At 69.9% G+C, this 22,257-nt stretch carries 23 protein-coding genes and 1 pseudogene; 16 read left to right on the top strand and 8 right to left on the bottom strand.

Annotation, left to right across the window (positions count from 1 at the left end):
* Window positions 1-371: 371 nt before the first annotated feature.
* The 6 genes and pseudogenes from QZ607_RS25950 to QZ607_RS19510 all read left to right on the top strand — a co-directional run bounded on the left by QZ607_RS25950 (window position 372) and on the right by QZ607_RS19510 (window position 4,208).
* Window positions 372-896 (top strand): BrnT family toxin, encoded by a 525-nt coding sequence (locus QZ607_RS25950; protein ID WP_367268225.1) that lies wholly within the window; start codon window positions 372-374, stop codon window positions 894-896.
* Window positions 897-949: 53 nt separating this feature from the next.
* Window positions 950-1,558, top strand: a pseudogene (locus tag QZ607_RS19490) (transposase); the annotation flags it as partial.
* A gap of 168 nt (window positions 1,559-1,726) precedes the next feature.
* Window positions 1,727-2,830, top strand: coding sequence for a transposase (locus QZ607_RS19495; protein ID WP_295886076.1), 1,104 nt, complete (start codon window positions 1,727-1,729; stop codon window positions 2,828-2,830).
* Window positions 2,831-3,319: 489 nt separating this feature from the next.
* Window positions 3,320-3,592 carry a DUF4160 domain-containing protein gene (locus QZ607_RS19500; protein WP_295886079.1) on the top strand — a complete coding sequence of 91 codons (273 nt, stop codon included), beginning with the start codon at window positions 3,320-3,322 and terminating at the stop codon, window positions 3,590-3,592.
* On the top strand, window positions 3,589-3,876 hold the full coding sequence (locus QZ607_RS19505; RefSeq protein ID WP_295886081.1) for a DUF2442 domain-containing protein: 288 nt from the start codon (window positions 3,589-3,591) through the stop codon (window positions 3,874-3,876). The genes QZ607_RS19500 and QZ607_RS19505 overlap by 4 nt, the downstream gene beginning before the upstream one ends.
* Window positions 3,877-3,974: 98 nt before the next feature.
* On the top strand, window positions 3,975-4,208 hold the full coding sequence (locus QZ607_RS19510; protein WP_295886083.1) for a hypothetical protein: 234 nt from the start codon (window positions 3,975-3,977) through the stop codon (window positions 4,206-4,208).
* A 122-nt stretch (window positions 4,209-4,330) separates the two neighbouring features.
* Here QZ607_RS19510 and QZ607_RS19515 read toward each other — a convergent pair whose 3' ends face one another.
* From QZ607_RS19515 to QZ607_RS19525, 3 genes are read right to left on the bottom strand one after another with little or no spacing between them, the layout of a single operon-like run.
* Window positions 4,331-4,699 (bottom strand): hypothetical protein, encoded by a 369-nt coding sequence (locus QZ607_RS19515; protein WP_295886086.1) that lies wholly within the window; start codon window positions 4,697-4,699, stop codon window positions 4,331-4,333.
* On the bottom strand, window positions 4,696-5,079 hold the full coding sequence (locus QZ607_RS19520; protein ID WP_295886088.1) for a P-II family nitrogen regulator: 384 nt from the start codon (window positions 5,077-5,079) through the stop codon (window positions 4,696-4,698). The genes QZ607_RS19515 and QZ607_RS19520 overlap by 4 nt, the downstream gene beginning before the upstream one ends.
* Window positions 5,076-6,776, bottom strand: coding sequence for a DUF1538 domain-containing protein (locus tag QZ607_RS19525; protein ID WP_295886090.1), 1,701 nt, complete (start codon window positions 6,774-6,776; stop codon window positions 5,076-5,078). Before QZ607_RS19525 ends, QZ607_RS19520 begins: the two co-directional genes overlap by 4 nt.
* Before the next feature lie 321 nt (window positions 6,777-7,097).
* Here QZ607_RS19525 and QZ607_RS19530 point away from each other — a divergent pair, with 321 nt between their 5' ends.
* Together QZ607_RS19530 and QZ607_RS19535 are read left to right on the top strand one after the other, a co-directional pair.
* On the top strand, window positions 7,098-8,042 hold the full coding sequence (locus QZ607_RS19530; protein ID WP_295886092.1) for a diacylglycerol kinase family protein: 945 nt from the start codon (window positions 7,098-7,100) through the stop codon (window positions 8,040-8,042).
* Between the two features lie 160 nt (window positions 8,043-8,202).
* Window positions 8,203-9,000 carry a TrkA C-terminal domain-containing protein gene (locus tag QZ607_RS19535; protein WP_295886094.1) on the top strand — a complete coding sequence of 266 codons (798 nt, stop codon included), beginning with the start codon at window positions 8,203-8,205 and terminating at the stop codon, window positions 8,998-9,000.
* A 68-nt stretch (window positions 9,001-9,068) separates the two neighbouring features.
* Here the strand turns inward: QZ607_RS19535 and QZ607_RS19540 are convergent, their stop codons facing one another.
* On the bottom strand, window positions 9,069-9,347 hold the full coding sequence (locus QZ607_RS19540; RefSeq protein WP_295886096.1) for a YrhK family protein: 279 nt from the start codon (window positions 9,345-9,347) through the stop codon (window positions 9,069-9,071).
* Window positions 9,348-9,970: 623 nt separating this feature from the next.
* Here QZ607_RS19540 and QZ607_RS19545 point away from each other — a divergent pair.
* Window positions 9,971-10,225, top strand: coding sequence for a hypothetical protein (locus QZ607_RS19545; protein ID WP_295886098.1), 255 nt, complete (start codon window positions 9,971-9,973; stop codon window positions 10,223-10,225).
* Window positions 10,226-10,356: 131 nt separating this feature from the next.
* Here the strand turns inward: QZ607_RS19545 and QZ607_RS19550 are convergent, their stop codons facing one another.
* From QZ607_RS19550 to QZ607_RS19565, 4 genes are all read right to left on the bottom strand, one after another.
* Window positions 10,357-10,653, bottom strand: coding sequence for a hypothetical protein (locus QZ607_RS19550; RefSeq protein ID WP_295886100.1), 297 nt, complete (start codon window positions 10,651-10,653; stop codon window positions 10,357-10,359).
* A gap of 181 nt (window positions 10,654-10,834) precedes the next feature.
* On the bottom strand, window positions 10,835-11,551 hold the full coding sequence (locus QZ607_RS19555; protein ID WP_295886102.1) for a hypothetical protein: 717 nt from the start codon (window positions 11,549-11,551) through the stop codon (window positions 10,835-10,837).
* A gap of 226 nt (window positions 11,552-11,777) precedes the next feature.
* On the bottom strand, window positions 11,778-14,147 hold the full coding sequence (locus QZ607_RS19560) for an ATP-binding protein (protein ID WP_295886104.1): 2,370 nt from the start codon (window positions 14,145-14,147) through the stop codon (window positions 11,778-11,780).
* Window positions 14,148-14,648: 501 nt separating this feature from the next.
* Window positions 14,649-14,831 (bottom strand): CsbD family protein, encoded by a 183-nt coding sequence (locus QZ607_RS19565; RefSeq protein WP_295886106.1) that lies wholly within the window; start codon window positions 14,829-14,831, stop codon window positions 14,649-14,651.
* Window positions 14,832-15,395: 564 nt separating this feature from the next.
* Here QZ607_RS19565 and QZ607_RS19570 point away from each other — a divergent pair.
* From QZ607_RS19570 to QZ607_RS19600, 7 genes are all read left to right on the top strand, one after another.
* On the top strand, window positions 15,396-15,800 hold the full coding sequence (locus QZ607_RS19570; RefSeq protein WP_295886108.1) for a DUF1523 family protein: 405 nt from the start codon (window positions 15,396-15,398) through the stop codon (window positions 15,798-15,800).
* A gap of 240 nt (window positions 15,801-16,040) precedes the next feature.
* Window positions 16,041-16,460: a CBS domain-containing protein gene (locus QZ607_RS19575; RefSeq protein ID WP_295886111.1), complete on the top strand. Its 420-nt coding sequence runs from the start codon at window positions 16,041-16,043 to the stop codon at window positions 16,458-16,460.
* An 83-nt stretch (window positions 16,461-16,543) separates the two neighbouring features.
* Entirely contained in the window at window positions 16,544-19,408 is a 2,865-nt protein-coding gene (gene mbhE / locus QZ607_RS19580; RefSeq protein WP_295886113.1) for a hydrogen gas-evolving membrane-bound hydrogenase subunit E, read from the top strand.
* Window positions 19,409-19,759: a Na+/H+ antiporter subunit C gene (locus tag QZ607_RS19585; RefSeq protein WP_295886114.1), complete on the top strand. Its 351-nt coding sequence runs from the start codon at window positions 19,409-19,411 to the stop codon at window positions 19,757-19,759.
* Complete coding sequence (locus QZ607_RS19590; RefSeq protein WP_295886117.1) at window positions 19,756-21,414, top strand: proton-conducting transporter membrane subunit; 1,659 nt, start codon at window positions 19,756-19,758, stop codon at window positions 21,412-21,414. Before QZ607_RS19585 ends, QZ607_RS19590 begins: the two co-directional genes overlap by 4 nt.
* Window positions 21,411-21,980: a Na+/H+ antiporter subunit E gene (locus QZ607_RS19595; protein WP_295886120.1), complete on the top strand. Its 570-nt coding sequence runs from the start codon at window positions 21,411-21,413 to the stop codon at window positions 21,978-21,980. The genes QZ607_RS19590 and QZ607_RS19595 overlap by 4 nt, the downstream gene beginning before the upstream one ends.
* A complete protein-coding gene (locus QZ607_RS19600) occupies window positions 21,980-22,255 on the top strand; it encodes a monovalent cation/H+ antiporter complex subunit F (protein WP_295886122.1) in 276 nt (91 codons plus the stop codon). The genes QZ607_RS19595 and QZ607_RS19600 overlap by 1 nt, the downstream gene beginning before the upstream one ends.
* Window positions 22,256-22,257: the final 2 nt, after the last annotated feature.

The raw sequence follows: 22,257 nt of genomic DNA on the forward strand, positions 1-22,257 counted from the left end.
CTCTCTGGGCTGCGGTTGTTGGATTTGGCTAACCCAACTGTAGCCTACGGGGTGGAGTCGGCTAGATGGATATCAGGTCTTGTGTGGAAAAGATGGGGTCTTGTATTTTGCGTCCGGCAACGGACGAAAACGCCCATCAAGTTCGCCAGCCCAGCGCCATACTCCCGGGTTTGAGGTCAGTGGTATCGTATCGCATTGCCGACCAACCGTTTTTCCCGCACAATCAAGCCCAAGTGGCACGGTCCGAACCCCCGTTGCCGCGCCGTCGGTTCGCTTATACGTTGCAGCAGGAGCAGGCGTCGGGCCAGTCTTGACGACGGGCGCTGCAAACCGGATCTCTCAACACAACTTGCGATCAGAGCCGGTCTCACGTGATTGACTTTGAGTGGGACACGAACAAGGCGGCAGCGAATCTCGGGAAGCACGGCGTTTCCTTCAGTGAGGCAAGCAGTGTGTTCGCTGATCCTTTCGAGCTCACGATTTCGGACCCGGACCACTCGGAAGGTGAATACCGCTTCCTGAGCATCGGCAAGACTGCCCGCAACCATCTCGTAGTGGTAGTTTTCACGGAACGGCTACCCAACGTCATCCGCATCATCAGCGCGAGAATCGCCTCCAGGAAAGAAGGAAAGAAAGACAGCTTTATGAGTCAAGAATCAAGTGACGACATGCGTTCTGAGTATGATTTCTCGAACGCGGTCCAAGGCAAGCATCACCGAGCGTATGCGCAGGGTACCAACGTCGTTCTGCTGGACCCTGACGTTGCCCGGGTGTATCGGGACTCGGAGTCAGTCAACAAGGCACTACGCCTGCTGATGGAGCTTGCGCGCAACCAAACAAGCGGTAGCGCCCAGCCAGAGCAACAGCCCGAGGGCACGCTGCCGAGCCGCCGCTGAGGCGAACACAAGCTCAGGTCTTGTATTTGCGTCTGGATTGCCAGGCTTCGGGGATGGCAAGACCGCTGCGCATCGAGCTTCCCGGAGCGCTCCACCACGTTACCTCGCGTGGTGACGGGCGGGAGGACATCTACCGGGGCGACATAGACCGACAGGCGTTCCTGGCGGTGTTCGGGGGGGTGTGCGAGCGCTTCAACTGGTGGGCGCACGCCTACTGCCTGATGACCAACCACTATCACCTGCTGGTGGAGACACCCGACGGGAATCTCTCCAAGGGGATGCGCCAATTCAACGGCGTCTACACGCAGCGGTTCAACTCAGAGCACGGACGCTGCGGGCACGTCTTTCAAGGGCGCTACAAGGCGATCATCGTGCAGAAGGAGGCGTATCTGACGGAGCGCTCGCGTTACGTGGTGCGGAATCCGGTGCGGGCGCGGATGGTTGCGCGGCCCGAGGATTGGCCTTGGAGCAGCTGTCGGGCCACGCTGGGAGAAGCGCCCCGTCCGCCGTGGCTGCTTCGGGACTGGTTGCTCTCGACGTTCGGCGGGACCGAGCGCGCGGCGGTCTCGGCCTATCGCCGTTTCGTCGAGGACGGCATCGGCGAGCCGGGGCCCTGGGGGCAGCTGAGACACCAGGTCTTTCTCAGCTCGGAGACCTTCGTCAACGGCCATCGGCCATAGAGGCCATCGGCCATAGGACACCCATGTAGTAGCGGCCATAGAGCGGCCATAGGAAGAGCGGCCATAGGACACCCATGTTGCTTCCTGTTGCTTAACCCCCGTCCGCCCCTCGACTAGCCTTCCCACTACCGCACCGTCAGGATTCCCACCATGACCACCCCCCGCACCGCCCTCGTCTCCCTCGACGACACACCTTGGTATCACTGCGTGAGCCGGTGCGTGCGTCGTGCCTTCCTGTGCGGGGAGGACCACTTCTCCGGCAGGAACTTCGAGCACCGGCGCGGCTGGATCGCCGAGCGCATGCTGCAGCTGGCCGGCATCTTCGCCATCGACGTGGCCGCGTACGCGGTGATGAGCAACCACTACCACGTGGTCGTGCGCATCGACCGGGAGCGCGCGCTGGGTTGGTCGGCCGAGGAGGTGCTGCGGCGCTGGACGCAGCTGTTCTCGGGTCCGCTGTTGGTGACGCGGTACCTGTCGGAGGCGCGCGCCGGGATGTGCGCTGCGGAGCTCGCCGAGGTGGCGGCGCTGGCGGAGGGCTATCGGGCGCGCCTGCACGATCTGTCCTGGTTCATGCGCACGCTGAACGAGCACGTCGCCCGGCAGGCCAACGCCGAGGACGGGGTCAAGGGCCGGTTCTGGGAGGGGCGCTTCAAGAGCCAGGCCCTGCTCGATGAGCCGGCACTGCTGGCCGCGATGGCCTACGTGGATCTGAACCCGGTGCGGGCGGGCATCGCCGCGACGCCGGAGACATCGGACTATACCTCCATCCAGGAGCGCGTCGGGGCCGTGACGGAGGCGGCGAGCACCGAGGTCCCGTCCGACGCGCATCCGCCGGCAGACGCGGCCCCGACCGCGACCCCGCCTGCAACCCTCGCGGGCGAGCACCCCTGCTCAGAGGCGCAGGCACGGGCTTTGGCGCGGGTCCCGCTCATGCCGTTCGACGCCACCGCGCGCACGCCTTGGGCGGTGCCCTTCGCGTTCGAGGACTATCTGGCGCTGGTCGACTGGACGGGCCGGGCACTGCGCCCGGACAAGCGCGGCCAGATCGGGGCGCGGTATCCGCGCATCCTCGATCGGCTGAACATCGACGGTGAGCATTTCATCAGCTATGCCGACCGCCTCCTCAAGGCGTTCGGGAGCGCGATCGGTGCGCCGGAGGCGCTGACCAGCGTCTGCGCCCGCCGCCAGACCAAGTATCTCCGAGGCATTCGGACCGCACGGGCGTTGTTCACGCAGAAGCTGGCCGCGTGAAAGGGCCAGGCCGCTGGACGCCGAGCCCACGATGGGGGGATGGAGCAACGCGAGCGAGCCGGCGAGCCAGGGCAAGCCGGTGTGACGCTGAATAACGGAGCGGAATTCTGCAATCTCGCATCTTGGCTCGGTGCGTCTCGCGTTGCCTCCGCGACGGACTTCTTGCACACCCGAGTCTTCTATTGCGGCTCGGCTCGACCGCCCGTTGCCGCACCGGAAGCGCACCGACGGCGCGGCAACGGGCGGCGTGCCGGCCTCGAGGCTGGTCATTAGCGGGTCGGCATTCACAGCGAGCAAAGGGGTCAGGTCCTGCAATCACGCATTGCCGTCGGTTCCGTAATGTATTGTCTTGACCGTCGTTTTCCCGCACAATCGAGCCCAACGAATGGCTCGGCCAGACGGCCCGTTGCCGCGCCGTCGGTTCGCTTCCGTCACGGCAACAATCGGCGGGCCAGCCTTGACGTTGGGCGCTCAGAGAGGCTGACGTTGATGCCGGCGATTTCGATGTTCTATGGCGTCTTGATTAGGATGTTCTTTTTCGACACCCATAAGCACAAGTTGCCGCATATCCATGCAGAATTCCAAGGCAGCCTTGCGGTTTACTCTATCCCTGACGGCGAACTGCTGGCAGGAAAGCTGCCGGCCAAGAAGCACAAGATGGTGGTCGCCTGGATAGCGATCCATGAGGATGAACTGATGGCTGACTGGGAACTCGCCGTAAACGGCAAGAAACCTTTTCAAATCCGAGGCCTTGACCAGTGACTCTCCGGCAAGTAACACCACTCGACGACCATCTTCTCTACGTCGAAACCAGCCAAGGCGCCGAAGGTATATTCGACGTCAAGCCCTATCTGGACTCGGAGGCTTTCGCTCCACTGAGAGACAACGCAGAGTTTTCTGCCGTTCACAACGGCGGGTATTTTGTTGAGTGGCCATGCGGCGCAGACCTGTCTGCTGACACAATCACAGCACGCATGCGCACCGGCTCACCAGGCGACGCCCAACCACTGCACCAGCCCGAGCGCATGCTGCCGAGCCGCCGCTGACGCGCGCGGCTCGGCAGCAAGCGCCGGGCTGTGCGTAACATATGAGGCTCATGGCATAGGCCGGCGGGACATGAAGCGTAAACGCTGTATCGACGACCATGAATAAGACTTATCTTCGAGCGGGCTTCGTTGTCTGCATAGACAACTCCGACTATCAGACAACGCTTGAACGCCACAAGAGTTACAAGGTCCTCGAAGCCGAAGACGCGGCAGCAGATGGCGATTTACGGATTGTCGACGAGAGCGGAGAAGACGACCTGTATTCCGCTGCAAGATTCGTCTCAATCGAAGCCCCGTCAGAGGTGCAGAAATCGCTTCAAGCGGCCTCGTAAAGCAACAGGCCCAACAAAGGGGTTGAAGCGACAAGTACCTTGACAGCCACCGGGCTGTTTCTCAGCGCTGTCCCTCACCCTGCCCCTGAAACTGCTGGAGTCCTGCCGCACCGGCCCGGCGCTCACCCCTTCGCCTGATCCGCCTCGAATCCTTCCGGGAAGGGCATCATCGGATGGCCGCGGGAGACCTGTTCCATGAAGATCATGCCCTGGTGCGGGACGTGGAGCTGGCCGGCCTCGTAGAGGAGGCGAAAGACAGTGTCGGCCTGGGTCGCTTCCACCAGCACCGTGATGACGTCGCGCTCGATCCACACCAGGCTGCCGGGGCGCTGGCCGCGGCGGTCCGTGCCGCGGGCGTGGTGCTGGGTGACGGAAAGCACGCCCGGGTGCTCCTCCACCAGATTCATCAGCTCCAGGCCGTGGCCGCTCATGACGACGGCGGTGACGAGCTTCTTCTCGACGCCGTAGCCGATGTGGCCGAGCACGCTCATTCGCGGCGCTCCGCGTGCACGCCGAAGCGTGCGGCGATGTCCTGGGGGATATGGGTGGCCATTTTCTCAAGCCGGCTGAGCCAGAGGATGCCCATGCCGGGCGTATCCATTTTGGCGGCGACGAAGACGCGCTCGAAGATGTGGTCCGCCTGCTCGTTGGGCACGACGATGTAGATGACCTCCTTCTCGGTATCCACGGTCAGGCCCAGGATGCCCATGGTCTTCTGGCGGATGCCGGTGCCATGGGCATGAAAGACGGTGGCACCCTGGGCACCGGCCTCCATGGCCACCCGGACCACCATGTCCGCAGTGCCGCGCTGGACGACGGCGGTGAGCAGGGTGACGCCCGTGAGGACGATGAATTCATTGCCGGCACTCATGCGGGTCTCCTCTGGAAGCGGCCGCGGGTCTTGATGTCGATCCAGAGCCCGGTGGCCAGCACCGACACGATGGGGCCCACCGAGCACATGGCCAGGATACCGAAGCCGTCCACGGCCTCCACCGCGTGCCCCAGGCCGATGCCGAGCGCCATCAGCAGCGGCACGGTGACGGGTCCGGTGGTCACCCCGGCGCTGTCCCAGGCCAGGTTCACCAGCTCCTCCCGCGACAGCACGGTCAGGCCCAGGGCCAGCGCGTAGCCCAGCACCAGCAGCAGCCACAGCGGCAGGTCGAACAGGATGCGGCTCACGCCCAGGGCCGCGCCGCAGCCGACGCCGATGGCCACCGCGTGCAGCAGCTGACGCTTGCGGAAGGCGCCGTCGGTGAGGTTCTCCACGGTCATGCCCATGGCGTTCAGCGCAGGCTCCGCGATGGTGGCGCCATAGCCCACGGTGAAGGCGAAGATCAGGGTCACGGCGATGCCGAGCGCAAAGGGATACAGCGCCGGTGCGCCGGTCTGCCAGTGCGGGGAGAAGGCCCAGGGGACGTTCACGCCGGCCTGCTCGCCCAGGGTCACCAGCCCGGCGGTGAGGCCGAGGTTGAACAGCGCCATGCCGGCGACGGCCATGGTGACGCCGTAGGCAAAGACAGTGCCCTCGCGGATGCGCCGGCGCAGCAGCAGTAACTGCACCAGCACCAACAGCAGCAGCAGGGGCACGATGGCGCGGAATGCGCCCAGGATCTCGGCAAAGGGGCTTTGGGTGAGCCAGTCATCCGCCGTGTCGGCGACCACCGGCAGCAGCGCGCCCTCGCCCTGGGCGGTGAGAAAGGTGGCGACGCTCAGCACGCCGACGATGGGGAAGAGCGAGGCCAGGGTGACGATGCCGAAGCCCGACAGCGGGTTGTCGCTGCGGCCGGTGGAGGCGGCGACGCCGACCCCCACCGCGAGCACCAGCGGCACCGTCACCGGCCCGGTGGTGATGGCCCCGCAGTCCCAGGCGAGGCCGATGATGGGCGCGAGCGCCGGCTGCTGTGCGGCCCAGACGGTGAGCAGCAACGTCGGCGGCACGATGATCATCACCAGCCGCTTGAGCTGCCAGCCGAACATCAGCCGCAGCATGCCTAAGCTCACCGCCAGACCCACACCCGTGGCCACCGCCAGCACCAGCCACAGCACATAGGGGCCGAGCAGCTGCTTGAGCCAGGGCGCGCGCTCGCTGGAGATGGCATCGGCCGCCGCCTGCAGGGCGCCAATGGCGGGCTCCGCGAAGGTCGCCGCCGCGCCCAGCATCAGGCTGAAGCCGAGCAGCACCGAGGGATGCATGCGCACCGGCATGTGGAAGCCGACGTTCTCGGCGAAGGGCATCAGGCCGCGCTTGACCCCCTCCATGAAGAACATCAGGCCGACGATCACCGCCAGGATGCCGAGGACGACGGTCTGCGTGTCCAGCAGCGAGGTGCGCAGCGCGAACCCCTGGAAGACGATCAGCAGCAGTGCCAGCGGCACCACGGCGCGCAGCTGCTCGGCGAGGCGGACCGAGACATAGGGCGTCAGCAGCCGATGCAGGTCCACCGCCCGCAGTCGCGGCCGCGCCGGGCGCAGCCGCTCGGCCTCCAGGATGGCGGAGAACGCGACTTGCCGCTTGTGACGCTTGATGGCGCCCAGGTAGGTGCCGTAGCGAATCTCGCGCTCGCTCAATCTGCTGCTGCCCCCCAAAGCCCGGCACAGGAAAGCGGATACGGGCCGCGCAACAGCCCCGCGACCCAGCCCGGCGGGGGACGCTAGCACCGTGTGCGCCGGGCGGCAACCGCCGGTCACATCAAGTGCGCACGATATTTGCCTACTGGACAGAAGAAGCGGGCGGGCCGCTCCCCTCACAGGCACCCTGGGCTGGAGCAGGCTTCTGCCCCACCCCGGCGCGCCGCTCGGCAGCTCGCGGTCACCGGCCGCGCCCGGACTGGGCGGGGTCGCCGCCCAGCGCGCAAACACCCGCATCTGGGCAATGGAGGATCGATTCCCGTGACGAGATCGCCAGCCAATGCGCCGACGCCTGACATCTGCATCGTCCTGAACCATCAGGCCGGCGCCGACAAGGACGGCAGCTTCCAGGCCGAGCTCGACGCGGCCCTGGATCGACATCCGGGGCGCTTTCACCTGCAGCGGGTCGACGCGGGTGGCGATCTGCGCGGGCTGATCCGCCGTGCCGTGGCGGCGGGCTTCTCCACCATCGCTGCCGCCGGCGGCGATGGCACCATCGGCGCCGTCGCGCAGGAGATCGCAGGCACCCAAATCGTGCTCGGGGTCATCCCGCTCGGCACCTTCAACTACGTCGCGCGCGGGCTGGGCATCCCGCTGCCGCTTGCGGACGCGGTCGATACCCTCGCGACGGGCTCGCCGCGTCCGCTGCCGGTGGGCGAGGTCAATGGGCGGATCTTTCTGAACAACGCCAGCCTGGGCATTTACCCGGCGATCCTGGCGCAGCGTGAGGGCGTTTACCAGCGTTTCGGCCGCTCCCGGATTGCCGCCCACTGGTCGGTGGTGAAGACTTTCCTGCGGCTCTACCGACCCCTGTCGGTCAAAGTCACCGTCGATGGCCAGGCCATCCGCAAGCGCACGCCGCTCGTCTTCATTGCCAGAAGCGCCTTTCAGATGGAGAGCTTCGGGCTCCAGGGCGCGGAGCAGGTCCGCAAGGGGCGATTTGCGGTGTTCCTGGCGCCGGATGTCGGCAGGCTCGGCCTCATGGCGTACGCGCTGCGCCTCGCCTGGGGCGACCTCAGGGCGGGCCGCGACGTCGAGCAGGTGTTCGGCGACCATCTGCTGGTCGAGACCCGCGGACGCCACCAGGTTGTCGCCTGCGACGGCGAGCGGGAGCGGCTGGCGACGCCCCTGCGCTTTCGGGTACACCACGCTGCCCTGAAGGTCATCGCGCCAGCGTCGGCCCAGGCGCAGTCACAGGCGCAATGATGCGAATCGAGGGGCGGGTTGCGCCGAGGCGGGCACAGTCCTTGCGCCACGCTCAGCGCAAGCGCGGCAGGAGCCCGATACTCAGCTGCCCGATAGTCAACTGCCCGATACCCAGCTGCCCGGAAGGGCGGCACCGCTGCAACCCAGGTCCAGATCCAGCATGACCGCAATCCTCTCCCTCCTCCTGGTGGTGACACTGTCCATCGTCGTCACCCGCATCGCGGCCGTGGCCCTGCGCCACACGGGCCTCGCCCGGCAGACCGCCCGGTTCCAGGCGCGCTCGGCCTTCTCCGGCGCCGGCTTCACCACCAGCGAATCGGAGACGGTGGTCAACCATCCGGTGCGCCGGCGCATCGTGCTGACGCTGATGCTGCTCGGCAACGCCGGCATCGTCACCGCCGTCTCCTCGCTGATTCTCGCCTTCGTGGCGGACGGCGACGGCGACACCCTCGGACTCACCTACAAGATCGTGCTCCTGGTGGCGGGGCTGGTGACACTCTGGGCGGTGGCCAGCAGCCAATGGGTGGACCGGCTGCTGTCCCGGCTCGTGGACCGGGCCCTGAGCCGCTTCACCAGCCTGGACGTGAAAGACTATGAAGGACTGCTCCACCTCGCCGGCGATTACCGCATCGCCGAGGTGACCGTGGAGCCCGGCGGCTGGCTGGAGGGTCGCGCGCTGCGGCAGCTGCGCCCCGCGGACGAGGGCATCCTGGTGCTCGGCATCCTCACCGGCGACGGGGAATGGCTGGGGACCCCCGCCGGCGACAGCCACCCCGAAGGCGGCGACACCCTGGTGGTCTACGGCCGCACCCAGGCCATCCGCGGGCTCACCGAGCGGCGTGCCGGCGATGAGCCCGGCCACCGTGCCGCCGTCGCAGACCAGGACCGCGTGGCTGCCCGCGAGCGCCGCCACGCGGAACGGGACGCCGCCGCGCAGCCTGCAGACGACCAGCCTTGAGCCCGGCATTCCGAGACCTGAGGCGCATGAGCTGACCCCGCCGCGCAGCGACGGGTCTCGGCGCGGGGTCACGAGGAGGCATCGAAGGCCCGCTCCCGCACCCGGCGCGGCGTCGGCACCGCGTCCTCCTCCCAAAGGTCCACCAGCAGCCGGCCCAGGGAGCCCAGCATCATCAGGAAGGCGCCCAAGATGAAGAGCCAGACGCCGAGCGTCTTCCACGGCTCAAGCGACGGCAGGAACAGAATGCTGCCGATGAAGAAGCTGATATTGCCGATCAGACCGAGGCCGAGGTGGACCCAACCGTAGTCCTGAACGAGTACGCGCACTGGGTTCTGCTGCAAGTCCATGAAACCTCCTCTGCAATGGCTGGAGAGCCTGGTGGATGACGGGACCCGGCACAGCGGACCCGCAAGCCGAGCGAGGCGGCGCCGAAAGGCGCTTGTCCCCGCACCGCCAACTCCCACCCGCTCTGCAAGGTGCAGACCAGCACCAAGCCAAGATCCCCGTGGCTTGCGGCAACCGGACGCGCCACGGCCGGTCCCGAGCTCGTGCCTGCCCCGCCGTCGGGTGCGGCCCGGGTCACAGCCGCCGCAGCGGTGCATTTGCCCCAGTCGCCGGCGCAAATGACCGGACTGCGCGCAGCGGCCCGAAGGCCCGCACCGGCGCAACGGGCTCCCGACGGCCTTCCGGCGACCTCTCGGGGGTCGCCACGGGAGCGCGCAGCAGCCCCGTAGCCTCCCCGACCCCAGCAGACGGACGTACCCCGCTGCGCCGGAGCCCATCATCGCGTGCAATCTGGCCGGGCGTTTACGACAAGCTGGCCGGGTGTTTGCAAACGCAAGGTTTGGAACGGGCCGTGCAGGTATCGGCCTGCCACCACCATGACGGGTCACGGCGCCAGCTGGACGTCGAGGAGCGCGCTCGTCACGGATACGGCTCAAGACCTAACCCACGACAGGAGACAGTACCGATGAAGACAATCCGAGCACTCCCCACCCTCACCATCGTCGGCCTTTCCGCCGTCCTGCTCTTCGGCTGCGGCGAAGACGGCGACGACATGGGCACCGAGGAGGTCCGGGAGGAAGCCGGCGAGGCGATGGAAGAGACCCGGGAGGCGGCCCGTTCCGCGGCGGAGGAAGTCGGCGAGACCGCCGATGAGGCCGTCGACCAGACGCGGGAGGCGGTGGAGGAAACCGGCGACCGCATCGAGTCCGCAACGGACTGACACCAAGCGCCCTGCCGCCGGTCGAGCGGCGGCGGGGCGGTGCGCAGCCGCAACAGCGACAGCAACCGCGCGAGCGAAAGCGCCCGCGGGCGATGCCGGGCCCTGGGCATGCCAGGGCCGCCAGCGGCGCCTCAGCCGTGCTTGTCGGGTACCGGCCTGCTGGTGACCTTCCGCCCAAGCGCCGAGAGCGCGCTCAGCACATCCGCCAGGGTGTCGGCAATGGGCTTGCCGCCGCCGGACATGTTCTCCTCCTCCGCCACCATTTCCTCACGCAGGTCCTGCTCCCACTGCTCCAGCAGCGCGATCTTGTGCTCGCGGCTCATGTCCTCGTGATCTGCGATGTCCTGGGGGCGGGCGAATTCGAAGCCGGCCCGGGCACGGATGCCGGCGGCGCCGGGCGCGGCCTTGGGGTCGATGGTCTTGGGCATGCTGCTGCTCCCGTTGGTGCGTGACATGTTGCGGCAGCAGGGCCTTCGCCCGACTGCCTCGACACCAGGGAGGGATGCAGTGTGCGTGCCGGAAGCGGGGACTGGTCGCGGACCCTGACCGCGGCGGGGTGCTCGCAACCGGCCGGTCGGCGGCGCCGACGGCCCGGGCGCCGACCCGGACTCAAGCGTCGCCGCTTGCCAGTGGCAGCCGGAAGGTGGCGCTGTCTGTCCCCAGGGTCAGGCTGCCGCCATGATCCTGGGCAGCGCGCTCCGCCGCTTCCGCCATGAGGCGCAGGTCGGCGCGCTCCCGCGGGGTGTCCGGCGGTGCGGAGCCCGCGGCGCTGATGCTGAGCAGAATCTCCCCGTCGCGGCACTCGGCATGCAGCACGGGGCGCTGGGCACAGACACCGTTGCAGTCGGTGCCCACGCCGACGAGCCGCAGCGCATGCACCACCGCCGCCTCCAGGCTCGCCGACTCCACGGACAGGGTTGCGCCTGCAACGCCCTGCGCCCTCACCTCGCCGCCGAAGGCGCGCACCACGTCGGCGGCCAGCGTCACCGGGTCGAGCTGCCGCCGGGGGCCGTCGCCGAAGCGGGTTGACTTGACGGCGTCGGACAGCTCCGTGGCGAGGCTGCCGGCGGCGCTGTGGATGCGGGCCAGACGCTCGGCGCGCTGCGGGTCCTGCTGCCCTTCCAGCTGCATGGTCTCGGTGATGAGGTCGATGACACTCAGCGGCGTGCGCAGCCGATGGGCCTGCCGGCGCGCCTGCTCCGCGAGGAGCGAACGGCGCTCCAGGTCCGCGAGGCGCTCCAGCACGGGGTTGAGGTCGGTGCCGGCCGCCGGGCGTCGCGAAGCGGTGGGGCCGGTGCCACCGTGCTCTCGCCTGTGCGTTGACATGGTAATGCCTGATCTGTGCGCTCGGATCTGTGGCTCGATGGTCTAAAACCGTAGCAATCCGCGTACCCACCAAGGCGACAACCGCTGATCAGCCATCGCGCAGGTGGCAGCGGGCAGCTTCCTGGCGACGGTCCGTTGCATCGAGCCACTCAATGCACGGGCCGCGACGGTCGCCGGGCCGGGGCCTCGCAAATGCCCGTCCCGCATCCGCAGTCAGTCGTCCCACTCAATCAGCATCTTGTGCATCGGGGTGGGTAACCTGGTCTGTGGGGCCAAAGCCGTGCGTTGCTGCCGCGCACAGCAGGGCCGTCAGGGCCTCGCGGCTCACGGGCTTGGTGAGGTGACGGTCGAAGCCCGCCGCCCGGCCCCGCTCGCGGGTGCCGCTGTCGCCGAAGCCGGTGACGGCCGCCAGCAGCATCGGCTGCGTGCCGCCGGCCCTGCGCTCCTGCTCCAGTGCCCGCAGCCGCCGCGCGGTCTCGAAGCCGTCCATGTCACCCATGCCGAGGTCCAGCAGCACCAGGTGCGGCCAGGCCTGCTCGGCGGCACCAATGGCCGCGGCACCGCTGTGGCAGATGCTGACCTGGTGCCCCAGGGCGGTGAGCAGCATCGCCAGGCCGTCGGCGGCGTCCGCATGGTCGTCCACCACCAGGACCGAGAGGCCCGTGGGCGCCGCCGCGCCGGGGCAGCGGGCCGGCGCCGGCTGCGGCGCAGGCGCCGCAGTGCGCGGCAGGAAGACGCTGAAGGTGGCGCCGCGGCCGGGGCCGTCGCTTGTCACCTCGATGCGCCCGCCGTGCAGCTCGGTGATGCGTGCGGCAATCGCGAGCCCCATGCCGAGGCCGGCCTTGCTGCCGCCCGCGGTGCGCTCCAGCCGGCGCTGTCCCTGGCTGAAGGTGCGGAACAGGCGGCGGCGCAGCTGCGCGTCGATGCCGTCGCCGTCGTCGCTGACCTGCAGCTCCAGGGTGCCCGGGCGCGCTTCCACGCGCAGCGCGACATGGCCGCCATCGGCGGTGTACTTGGCGGCGTTGTTGAGCAGGTTAGTGAGGACCTGCGCCAGTCGTGCCGGGTCCGCGTTGAGATACAGCGGCTCATCGGGCAGACGCAGGCGAAAATCGTGACCGCGGGACTCGAGCTCCCAGGCGCTCGCGTCCACGGCCTGCGCGACCACCTCCGACACGGCCACCACCCGCGGCGAGAGCCGCAGCTTGCCGCGGATGATGCGGGAGACATCCAGCAGGTCGTCCAGCAAGCGGTCCATCTGCTTGGTCTGGCGGTCGATGACGCCCACGGCCCAGGCGAGCCGCGGGTCCGGCAGGTCAAGGGTCTGCATCAGGTCCACGGCATTGCGCACGGGCGCCATGGGGTTGCGCAGCTCATGGCCGAGGATGGCGAGGAACTCGTCTTTCTGCCGGTCGGCCTCCTCCAGCGCCTGGTGCATGCGCACCAGCTCGTCCACGTCGGAGGCGGCACCGAACCAGCAAGGCGCGGCTTCAGGGTTGTCCGGATCGGCGATGGGCCGCGCGCGTGTCTCCCACCAGCGATAGGCGCCGTCGGCACAGCGCAGCCGGTAGCGCACCCGCAGCTCACGGCCCTGGGCCACGGCATCGCGCCAGGCGCGGCGGGCGCTCTCGCGGTCGTCCCCGTGCAGCGCCTGGACCCAGCCGTGCCCGAGGCCGCTGCCGGCAGGCAGACCGGTGGCGCGGTAGAAGCGCTCGTTGACATAGTCGACGCGGCCGGCGGCATCGGCGATGAACAGGATGTCCGGCACCGTCTCCGCCATGGTGCGGAAGCGCCGCTCCAGCGCGGCGAGGCGGCGCTCGGTGGCGCGCTGCTCGCGCACGTCGATGCCGAGCGCCACACGCCTGCCGTCGGCGAGCGCTGCGCTGGCCCAGCTCACGTCCACGAGATTGCCGTCGCGGTCCAGCATCGGCAGATCCGCCCAGGTACCGCCGCCCTGAGCCAGGCTGGCGCGGGCACGCGCACGCGCCTGCTGCTGCGGCCACCACAGGGTGAGCGGGTCCTGCTCTTCGAGGTCGAGGCGGGTCCAGCCCAGGATGCGCCGCATGCTGTTGTTCACGCGCACGTCGGCGAAGTCGGCGTCGTAGACCATGACCATCGCCGGCAGCCGGTCCATGACGTCCACCAGCAGATCGAGGCGGCGGTTGTCATGGGCATGGGCGTGCGCATCGGCGGTGACATCGGCACTGACGCTGGTGACGCGCGCTGCTTTGCCGCCGGCGTCGAAGCTCACCCGTCCCTGGTCCTGGATGACCCGGCAACCGTCGGGCGTGTCGATGCGATAGCGGGCGAGGAAGGTCGGCTGCGCCGGTGTTGCGGCCTCGATGGCCGCCCGCAGGCCGGCGCGATCGGCGATGTGCATCCGGGCGATCAGGTCGGCGCCGGTGTCGGCGCGCTCGCCCGCCGCAAGGCCCAAGACGCTGCTGCCGGCGACATCCCGGTGGATGCGGTCAGAGCCCAGATCCCACTCGAAGCCGTAGGTGAGGACGTTGGCGGGCGCCGGGGCATCGGCGTTGGCACGTGCCGGCGTTGCGGGCGGCTGAGCCGCCTTCTGTGGATGCGGCTCGGCGGTGATGTTCATGGGGGCTCCGCGGCGGATGAGTGGGGGATGAATGGCCGCTGAGCAATGATGGTCAGCACCCGCCGGGCGGCTGACACATCGCGTCGACATTGCCGCTCTCGGCAGGCAGTGCCGGCCCCGGGGGTGCCGAATCTGCGCGGGGCCGTCGGCAGCCGGGAACCGGCTGAGGCTGGCCTGGACGCTGACGCTGAACCCGGATAGACCGGACGGTCACAGGGATCCGGCGTCACGACCGTCCCCCCTTTCGCTCTGACCATAGGAGAGGATCAGGGTAGGGTCAAGTCCGGCTGTACATCGGGGGGTCGCCTGCGCGGGGGTCAGTGGCAGCGAGCGCAATCCGCTGGCGCAATCCACTGGCGCAATCCACTGGCGCCCGTCCTCAGCCCCAAGGCGCCGAGGCGGGGGCGCGGCCGGCGGGAACCGCCCCGCCGGCAGCGTCCTTGGGGTCTCGGCCGTACTGGGGCCCTACTGGGGGCCCTGTTGGAAGCCCTACTGGGGCACCTACTGGTCCACCTGCTTCTCGGCCTCGTCCTTGGTGATGCCGTAGAGCTCCTGCAGGCGGCCCACGAGCTTGTCCCGCTCGCCGTTGATGGTGGCGAGGTCGTCATCGGTGAGCTTGCCCCACTTGACCTTCAGCTCGCCCTTGGCCTGCTCCCAGTTACCGCGGATCTGTTCCCAGTTCATGTTGCCTCCCGACCGGTGGTCCGGTCCTGATTTGGCGTGAGTGGTGCCCTCAGGGGTGCATCCGCCGTACCAACTTCATGGACAGGGCGACAGAACGGGGGATCTCGCCCGCCAAAGGCGCCGCTGCGGCGCGCAGACGGGTCATGCGCTGCCGGTGCGGCGACCCGCTGCGCCGAGAATCGGGGCATTTGCACCAAACACCGGTCGCAAAGCCCCGCCCGGCGGGCATCGCCCCCGACCTCTGACCCAGGTCTCCACGCTGAGCCCGCAGCGGCGTCGCCATCAAGCCGACGCGTGTCCGCCATGCCGATTGCAGCAGAGCTGCCCAGCTTCCCGTCCGGCGCGCTGCCGCCGCAACGCAAGGGCTGCCGCCGCGTCCTGCTCCGCAAGCCCGCTTGCGCAACGCGCTACCACGCCTCGTGCAGGGCATGGCGTGGAAGTTGCTGCCTCTGCGACAACGACTGAGCCGGCCCAAGAGGCAAGCCGGAGGCGCCGACGCAGGCTGAGCCGCGGTGTGGCCGAAGGCCAGTGTCGTCCGTTTCGAGTAACAGAAGGAGCAGACCTATGACCACCAAGAACAAGATCATCATCGGCCTCGTCGCCGTCGCCATCGTCGCCATCGGCTTGCTGTACCTGCGCTGGGGGCCCAAGGTTTGGGAAGTGCAGATCACCGGCGTCACCGGCGACGGTCACACGGTGCAGTACCGCATCGAGACGGTGGAAGCCGGCACCGCCGACACCCTGATCTTCAAGAACGTCGATGCAGGGTTGACACCGCCGTACTTCAAATGGGATTCGGCACGGCTCCAGTCCATTGCGAACCGGGTCACCAAAGAATGCCCGGAGCAGCCCGTGACGGTCTTCGGCTATGGGCTGCGCATTCCGTGGCTCAGCATGTTCCCGAACGCCGTCTCCATCGACGCGCCGGAGCGCTGCCGAATGGCACCGACGGATCACCGCGGGGCCTGACGCCCGGCAGCCGAATACCGGGCAAGCCGCAGTGACGGCTTCCCGGTGCAGGCCCAACGCAGGCCCAGTGCAGACCCAGTGCAGGCCCAGACCCGGAAGACCGATCCAGCATGCCCGAGCCGCGTCGCACCGCCAGCGCGGTCGGCTCGATCCGCCTGGCCTGGGTGCACCCCGGCGCCCCTCACCCCGCAACCCGCAACCCGCAACCCGCAACCCGCAAGCCCGGAGGCTTCCAGCCGCATGAAGATCAGCCAGATCATGAGCGACCAGTTTGCCTACATCGGCCAAGGCGAGTCGTTGGAGCGCGCCGCCGCGCTGATGCGCGACCACGACATCGGCATGCTGCCGGTGCTGGAGGAGCACCAGGTGGTGGGCACCGTCACCGACCGCGACATGGTGGTCCGCGGCCTCGCCGCAGGCCTCGATCCGAAGACACCGGTCTCCGGCATCATGAGCCGGGGCGTTCAGAGCATCCACGCGGACGCGGACGTCGCAGAGGCCGCCCGCGCCATGGAATCGGCCCAGGTACGCCGCCTGGTGGTGCTGGACCGCGACGAGCGCTGCATCGGCGTCCTGTCCACCGGCGACATCGCCACCGGCGTTGCGGAGCCAAGGCTGGCCGGCGAAGTCCTGGCCGGCATCTCGGCCCCCGTCTCCTGACGCACACCGGCCCAGGCGCAGGCTGGGATGCGGCGCCCGGGTGCGGACCGTCCTGAGCCCCCGGTCACCAGACTCGGATGACCATGGCACCGCTGCTCCTGCTGCTGCCCGTGCTGCCGCTGCTCGGCGCCGTGCTGGCGCCTGTGGCGGCACGCCGACACAGCCACGGGCCGGCCCTGGTGGCCGGGCTCGCCACCGGGAGCGCACTGGCGCTGGCCCTGCTTCTGGCCCCGGGCGCGGCGGACGGGCAGGCGCTGGGGATCAGCGTCCCCTGGATACCCTCGCTGGGTCTGACCCTCTCGCTGCGCCTGGACGGCCTGTCCCTCACCTTCGCCCTGCTGGTGCTGGGCATCGGCCTGCTGGTGAGCCTGTACGCGCGCTGGTATCTGCCGGCGGACGCCCCGCGCGGGCGCTTCCATGCGCTGATGCTCGCCTTTCAGGCGGCCATGCTGGGTCTGGTGCTGGCCGGCGACCTGCTCTGGCTGGTGCTGTGCTGGGAGCTCACCGGTCTCCTGTCCTTTCTGCTCATCGCCTTCGAGCCGACGCAGCGCAGCGCGCGCCGCGGCGCCGGCATCGCCCTCCTGGTCACCGCCGCGGGCGGCCTCGCCCTGCTGGCCGGGGTGCTGTTGCTGGGGCAGGTGGTGGGCAGCACCGACATCGCGACGCTGCTCGCCGCCGGGGAGCGTATTCGCGCCCATCCGCTGCACGGCGTGATCCGGGGGCTGATCCTGGCGGGTGTCTTCACCAAGTCTGCACAGTTTCCCGTGCACGCCTGGCTGCCCGCGGCCATGGCGGCCCCGACGCCCGTGTCCGCCTATCTGCATTCGGCGACCCTGGTGAAGGCGGGTGTCTTTCTGCTGGCGCGGCTTTGGCCCGTGTTTTCGGCCGGCGAGCTGTGGCTCCCGCTGGTGGGCGGCGTGGGCCTGCTCACCTTCGTGCTCGGCGCCTATGTGGCGCTGTTCAAGCACGACCTGAAGGGCCTGCTGGCCTACTCCACCATCAGCCACCTCGGCCTCATCGTCTTTCTGCTCGGGCTCGGCACGCCGCTGGCGGCGGCCGCAGGGCTATTCCACGCACTGAATCACGCCGTGTTCAAGGCCTCTTTGTTCATGGCCGCCGGCATCATCGACCACGCGACCGGCACCCGCGACATGCGCCGCCTGCGCGGGCTGTTCGCCTGTCTGCCCATCACCGGCAGCCTGGCGCTGGTGGCGGCCGGGGCCATGGCTGGGGTGCCGCTGCTGAACGGCTTCCTGAGCAAGGAGATGTTCTTCGCCGAGGCCCTGGACCCACCGCTGGCCGCGGCCTGGCCGGTGGGCCTGAAGGCCCTGCTGCACCTGCTGCTGCCCGCGGCGGCGCTGCTGGGCGGCGTGTTCTCGGTGGCCTACTCACTGCGCTTCGGTCACGATGTCTTCTTCAACGGGCCTGCGCCAGCGCAGCGTTGCCCGCCGCACGAGCCGTCCTGGTGGATGCGGCTGCCCATCGCCGCGCTGGTGGCCGTCTGCGTGCTCGTGGGCGTGTTTCCGCAGCAGACCGTCGGCCCCCTTCTGGCCACGGCGAGCGCGGGTATGCTGGGCCGCGTGCCCGAGCTTCACCTGTCGCCGTGGCAGGGCGTGACGCCGGCGTTGTTCATGAGTGCCGCCGCCCTGGCCCTGGGGGCACTGGTGTACGCCCTGCGCAAGCCCCTGTTCCGCTGGCACGACCAACGCTTCCCGCGGCTGCGGGCGGCGCGTCTCTACGCGCGCCTCGGTGCGACCCTGGTCAGTAGGGCGCACCGCCTGGTGGCGCAGCTGGGCCCGGCGACCCTGCCGAGCTCCGCCGCCTGGCTGTTCGCCACCGCACTGGTGGCGGGGGCGGCCGGCTGGTGGACAAGCACGCCCGCGCCCCTTGCGCGCGCGCACTGGCAGGCGCCGCTGGCGGTGGATGTGCCGAGCCTGGCTGCGGCTTTGATCCTCGCCGTGGGCGTCGGCGCCATGGCCTGGCGGCCGCAACGCCGGCTGGGCGCGGTGCTGTGGGCCGGGGCCGTGGGCCTGGTGGTGAGCCTCAGCTTCGCCCATTTCTCAGCGCCGGACCTGGCCCTGACCCAGATCGCGGTGGAAGTGATCACCACCTTGCTCCTGCTCGCCGTGGTGGTGCTGCTGCCGGCGGCCCGCGCCGGCGTGGACGCCGGCATCTCACGCGCTGCGGCCGCTGCCGCGCCGGGGCCGCTGCTGCGCATCAGCATCGCCGCCGCCGCAGGACTCGGCACCGGGACCCTGGCAGCGGTGGTGCTGCTGCGCCCGGACAGGGGCTTCACGGACTGGCTCCTGGCCCGGGCCGAGAGCGCGGCCCATGCCGGAAATGCCGTGAACGCCATCCTGGTGGATCTGCGTGCCCTGGATACCCTGGGCGAGATCAGCGTGCTCGCCATGGCGGGTCTGGGGGTGCATCTGCTGCTGCGCCCTGGCCGCGGCTCCGGCGTGCGCACGGGCGCCGATGCCGAGGCGGCGGGCACGCCGCTCCTGCTGCGGATGCTGTCGCTGCTGGTGCTGCCCGCGGCGCTGCTCCTCTGCGTGCATCTGCTGCTGCGCGGGCACCAGGCGCCCGGCGGCGGCTTCGTCGCGGGGCTGGTGATCGCCACGGCCCTGGTGCTGGAGCAATTGGCCTGGGGGGTGCCGGCGGCGCCGCGCCCACGGCCGGTCACCCTCATCGGCGCCGGACTGGTGCTGGCCTGGTCGGTGGCGCTGCTGCCGCTGATGCTGGGCGAGGCCCTGCTCACGCGTCTCGACTGGGAGGCTCGGCTGCCGCTGCTGGGCGATGTCGCCGTCGCCAGCACCCTACTGTTCGACACCGCGGTCCTGCTGGTGGTGGCGGGGACGCTGCTCGCCGTGTTCCGCCGGTTGTTGGAGCGACCCGGCAGCCTGGGCCGCAGCGTTACAGCGCCGGAAGCCGCGGGCGGGGAGGGCTGAATGGAATGGCTCGTCGCCGGCGCTGTGGGGCTTCTGGTGGGCGCCGGGGTGCACCTGCTGCTGAAGCCTCAAGTCTTCACGATGGTGCTCGGCCTGCTGCTGCTCTCCTACGGCGTCAACCTGCTGGTCTTCGCCACCGGCGGGCTGGTGGTGCAGGAGCCACCGCTCGCGCCGCTGCGCGCAGGGGCAGCGGACGCCTTGCCCCAGGCCCTGGTGCTGACGGCCATCGTCATCGGACTCGCCGTCACGGCCTTCGCCCTGGCGCTGGCGCTCTGGGCTGCTGCGCGCACCGGCAGTACGGACGTGCGTGCCGGCGAGCGCGACGAGCCGGCGGGGGATGACCGCCGATGATGCTCGCGCTCGCCGTCCTGCTGCCGCTGGGCCTCGGGGCCTTCTTCGCGGCCTGGCCACGGCCGGACCCGTCGCTGCGCCGCGGGCTCGCCGCTGCCGGCGCGCTCTGGCTGCTGGCGGTGGCCCTGTGGCTGCTGACCCAGGCCCTCTCCGGCGCGCCGGCTGCTGTTGCGGCGGGCGGCTGGCCGGCGCCCTGGGGCATCGTGCTGGTGGCGGATGCGCTGGCGGCGCTGCTGTTGGCGCTGACGGCGCTGCTGGCGCTGGCGGCCCTGGCGCACGCGGCGGCCACCGACGCCGACCGCCCGCTGCGCAGCTTCCATGCCCTGTTCCAGTGCCAGCTCTTCGGCATCGCCGGCGCTTTGCTGGCGGGGGACCTGTTCAACCTGTTCGTGTTCTTCGAGGTGCTGCTGCTGGCCTCCTACGGGCTGCTGCTGTCCCCACAGCCCACAGCGGGGCACGACTGCCCGCCCGCGGTGGCGCTGCACTACGTGCTGCTGAACCTCATCGGCTCGACCCTTTTCCTGTTGGCGGTGGCCCTGGTGTACGCCGCCGCCGGCACCCTGAACATGGCCCATCTGTCGGCACGGCTCGGCGCCCTGGCGGGGCCGGACCAGGCGCTCGCCGGCGCCGGGCTCCTGCTGCTCGCCACGGTGCTGGCGCTGAAGGCGGCGCTGCTGCCGCTGCTGGCCTGGCTGCCGGGGACCTACGCCGCGGCGCCCGCCGCGAGCGCCGCGCTCTTCACCGTGCTCACCAAGGTCGGTGTCTACGGCCTGGTGCGGCTCTGGACCCTGACCGACGGCAGCATCGCCGCAAGCCTGCCGGGGGTGCCGGCCGGGACCGATCAGTCCGGTGCTGCGGCGGCGCACCCGGTGGCGGCGCTGCTCGGCCCCCTGCTGCTGGCGGCGGCGCTGGGGACGCTCGCAGCAGGCGCCGTGGGCGCCCTGGCCGCAAGCGCCGGCGGCATGGACGCACCTGGGAAGGCCAAGCGGCTCCTGACCTGGCTGCTCCCGGTGTCCGTCGGGACCATGCTCCTGGGCATCGCCGCGGGGGGCGCGGCCGGGCTGGCCGCGGCGCTCTACTATCTGGTGCAGTCCACGCTTGTCACCGCCGGCCTCTTTCTGCTGGCGGATCTGTTGCCGGCGACGCGCCCGGCATCGGCGCCGCTGCCCCGCCCGGCGCCGGTGCTGGGCGCGCTCTTTTTGCTCGGCGCCGTCGCCATCATCGGCATGCCGCCGCTGAGCGGCTTCGTCGGCAAGGCGCTGGTGCTGACGGCGGTGGGCCCGGCGGCCGTGGGTGCGGCTGAGACCGCTTCGGGCACGCTCTGGCCGCTGCTCTGGAGCGCGGTACTGCTGGCGAGTCTGCTGCTCACGCTGGCGCTGGCGCGCACGGGCATCGGGCTCTTCTGGCAGCCCGCCGGCACCGCGCCGCAGGCGCCGCCACCTGGGACGGCGGTGCTGCTGCCGGCGGCGGGGCTGCTCTGCGCCGGCCCGCTGCTGGTGGTGCTGGCTGGACCGGCCATGGCGCTCGCGAACGCCGTTGCGGCCCAGGCCAGCAGCGGCCGGGATTATGCCGCGGCGGTGGCGGCGCTGGCCGCGGAGTCGCACCCGGCGTATGGCAGGCATCAGGCCGCCGGCGCAGCCGCGAGTCCGCCATGAGTGCGCTGGTCGTGGTCACCGGACTGCTGCTTGGGCTCTGGGTCCTGCTCAGGGGCTCGGCGGAGCCGGGGCAGCTGCTGCTCGGGCTCCTGGTGGCGGGCCTGGCGTCGCGCATCGCGGTGGAGCGCGTGCGCCGGCGCCTGGGTCCACAGTTGCGGCCGTGGGCCCCGCAGGCGGGGCCGGCTGCCCGGCTCGGCGACGTGCTCGGCCGGCTCTGGTCGCTCCTGCGCTGGCTGCAGCGGCTGGTGGTGGACATCGTGGTGGCCAACTTCCGCATCGCCGCACTGGTGGCGGACCCGCGCCGACGGCCGCAGCCGGTCCGCGTGGAGCTGCCCCTGACGCTCGAATCGCCGCTCGGCATCTATCTGCTGGCGGCGACCATCTCGCTGACGCCGGGCACGCTCACGGTGGACCTGGTGCACGGCGGGAGCCGCCGGCTCCTGGTGCATGCCATCGACCGCTCGGAGCTGGCGGCGGGGTCGGCCCTGTCGGCGCCGGATGCCGCCGCCTGGGCCAGCGCCGTGAAGGCCCGCTATGAGGCCCCCTTGCTGGAGGTGTTCCGATGATGCTCGATTTCAGCCTGGCCCTGGCGCTGGCTGCGCTGACACTGGCGGCGCTCCTGAATCTGTGGCGGTTCGCACGCGGGCCGTCACTGCCGGACCGGGTGCTGGCGCTGGACACCCTGTACGTCAATGCCATTGCGCTGCTGGTGCTGCTCGGCATCACCTACGGCGGGCGCCAGTACGTGGAATCGGCGCTGGTGCTGGCGCTGTTCGGCTTCGCGGCGACGGTGGGCTTCGCGCTGGTGCTGGCACGCCTCGAGCGGTCGGGCCGGGAGTGACG

Origin of the sequence: uncultured Thiohalocapsa sp. (genome assembly GCF_913063425.1) — a bacterium.
Classification (GTDB): Bacteria; Pseudomonadota; Gammaproteobacteria; order Chromatiales; family Chromatiaceae; genus Thiohalocapsa.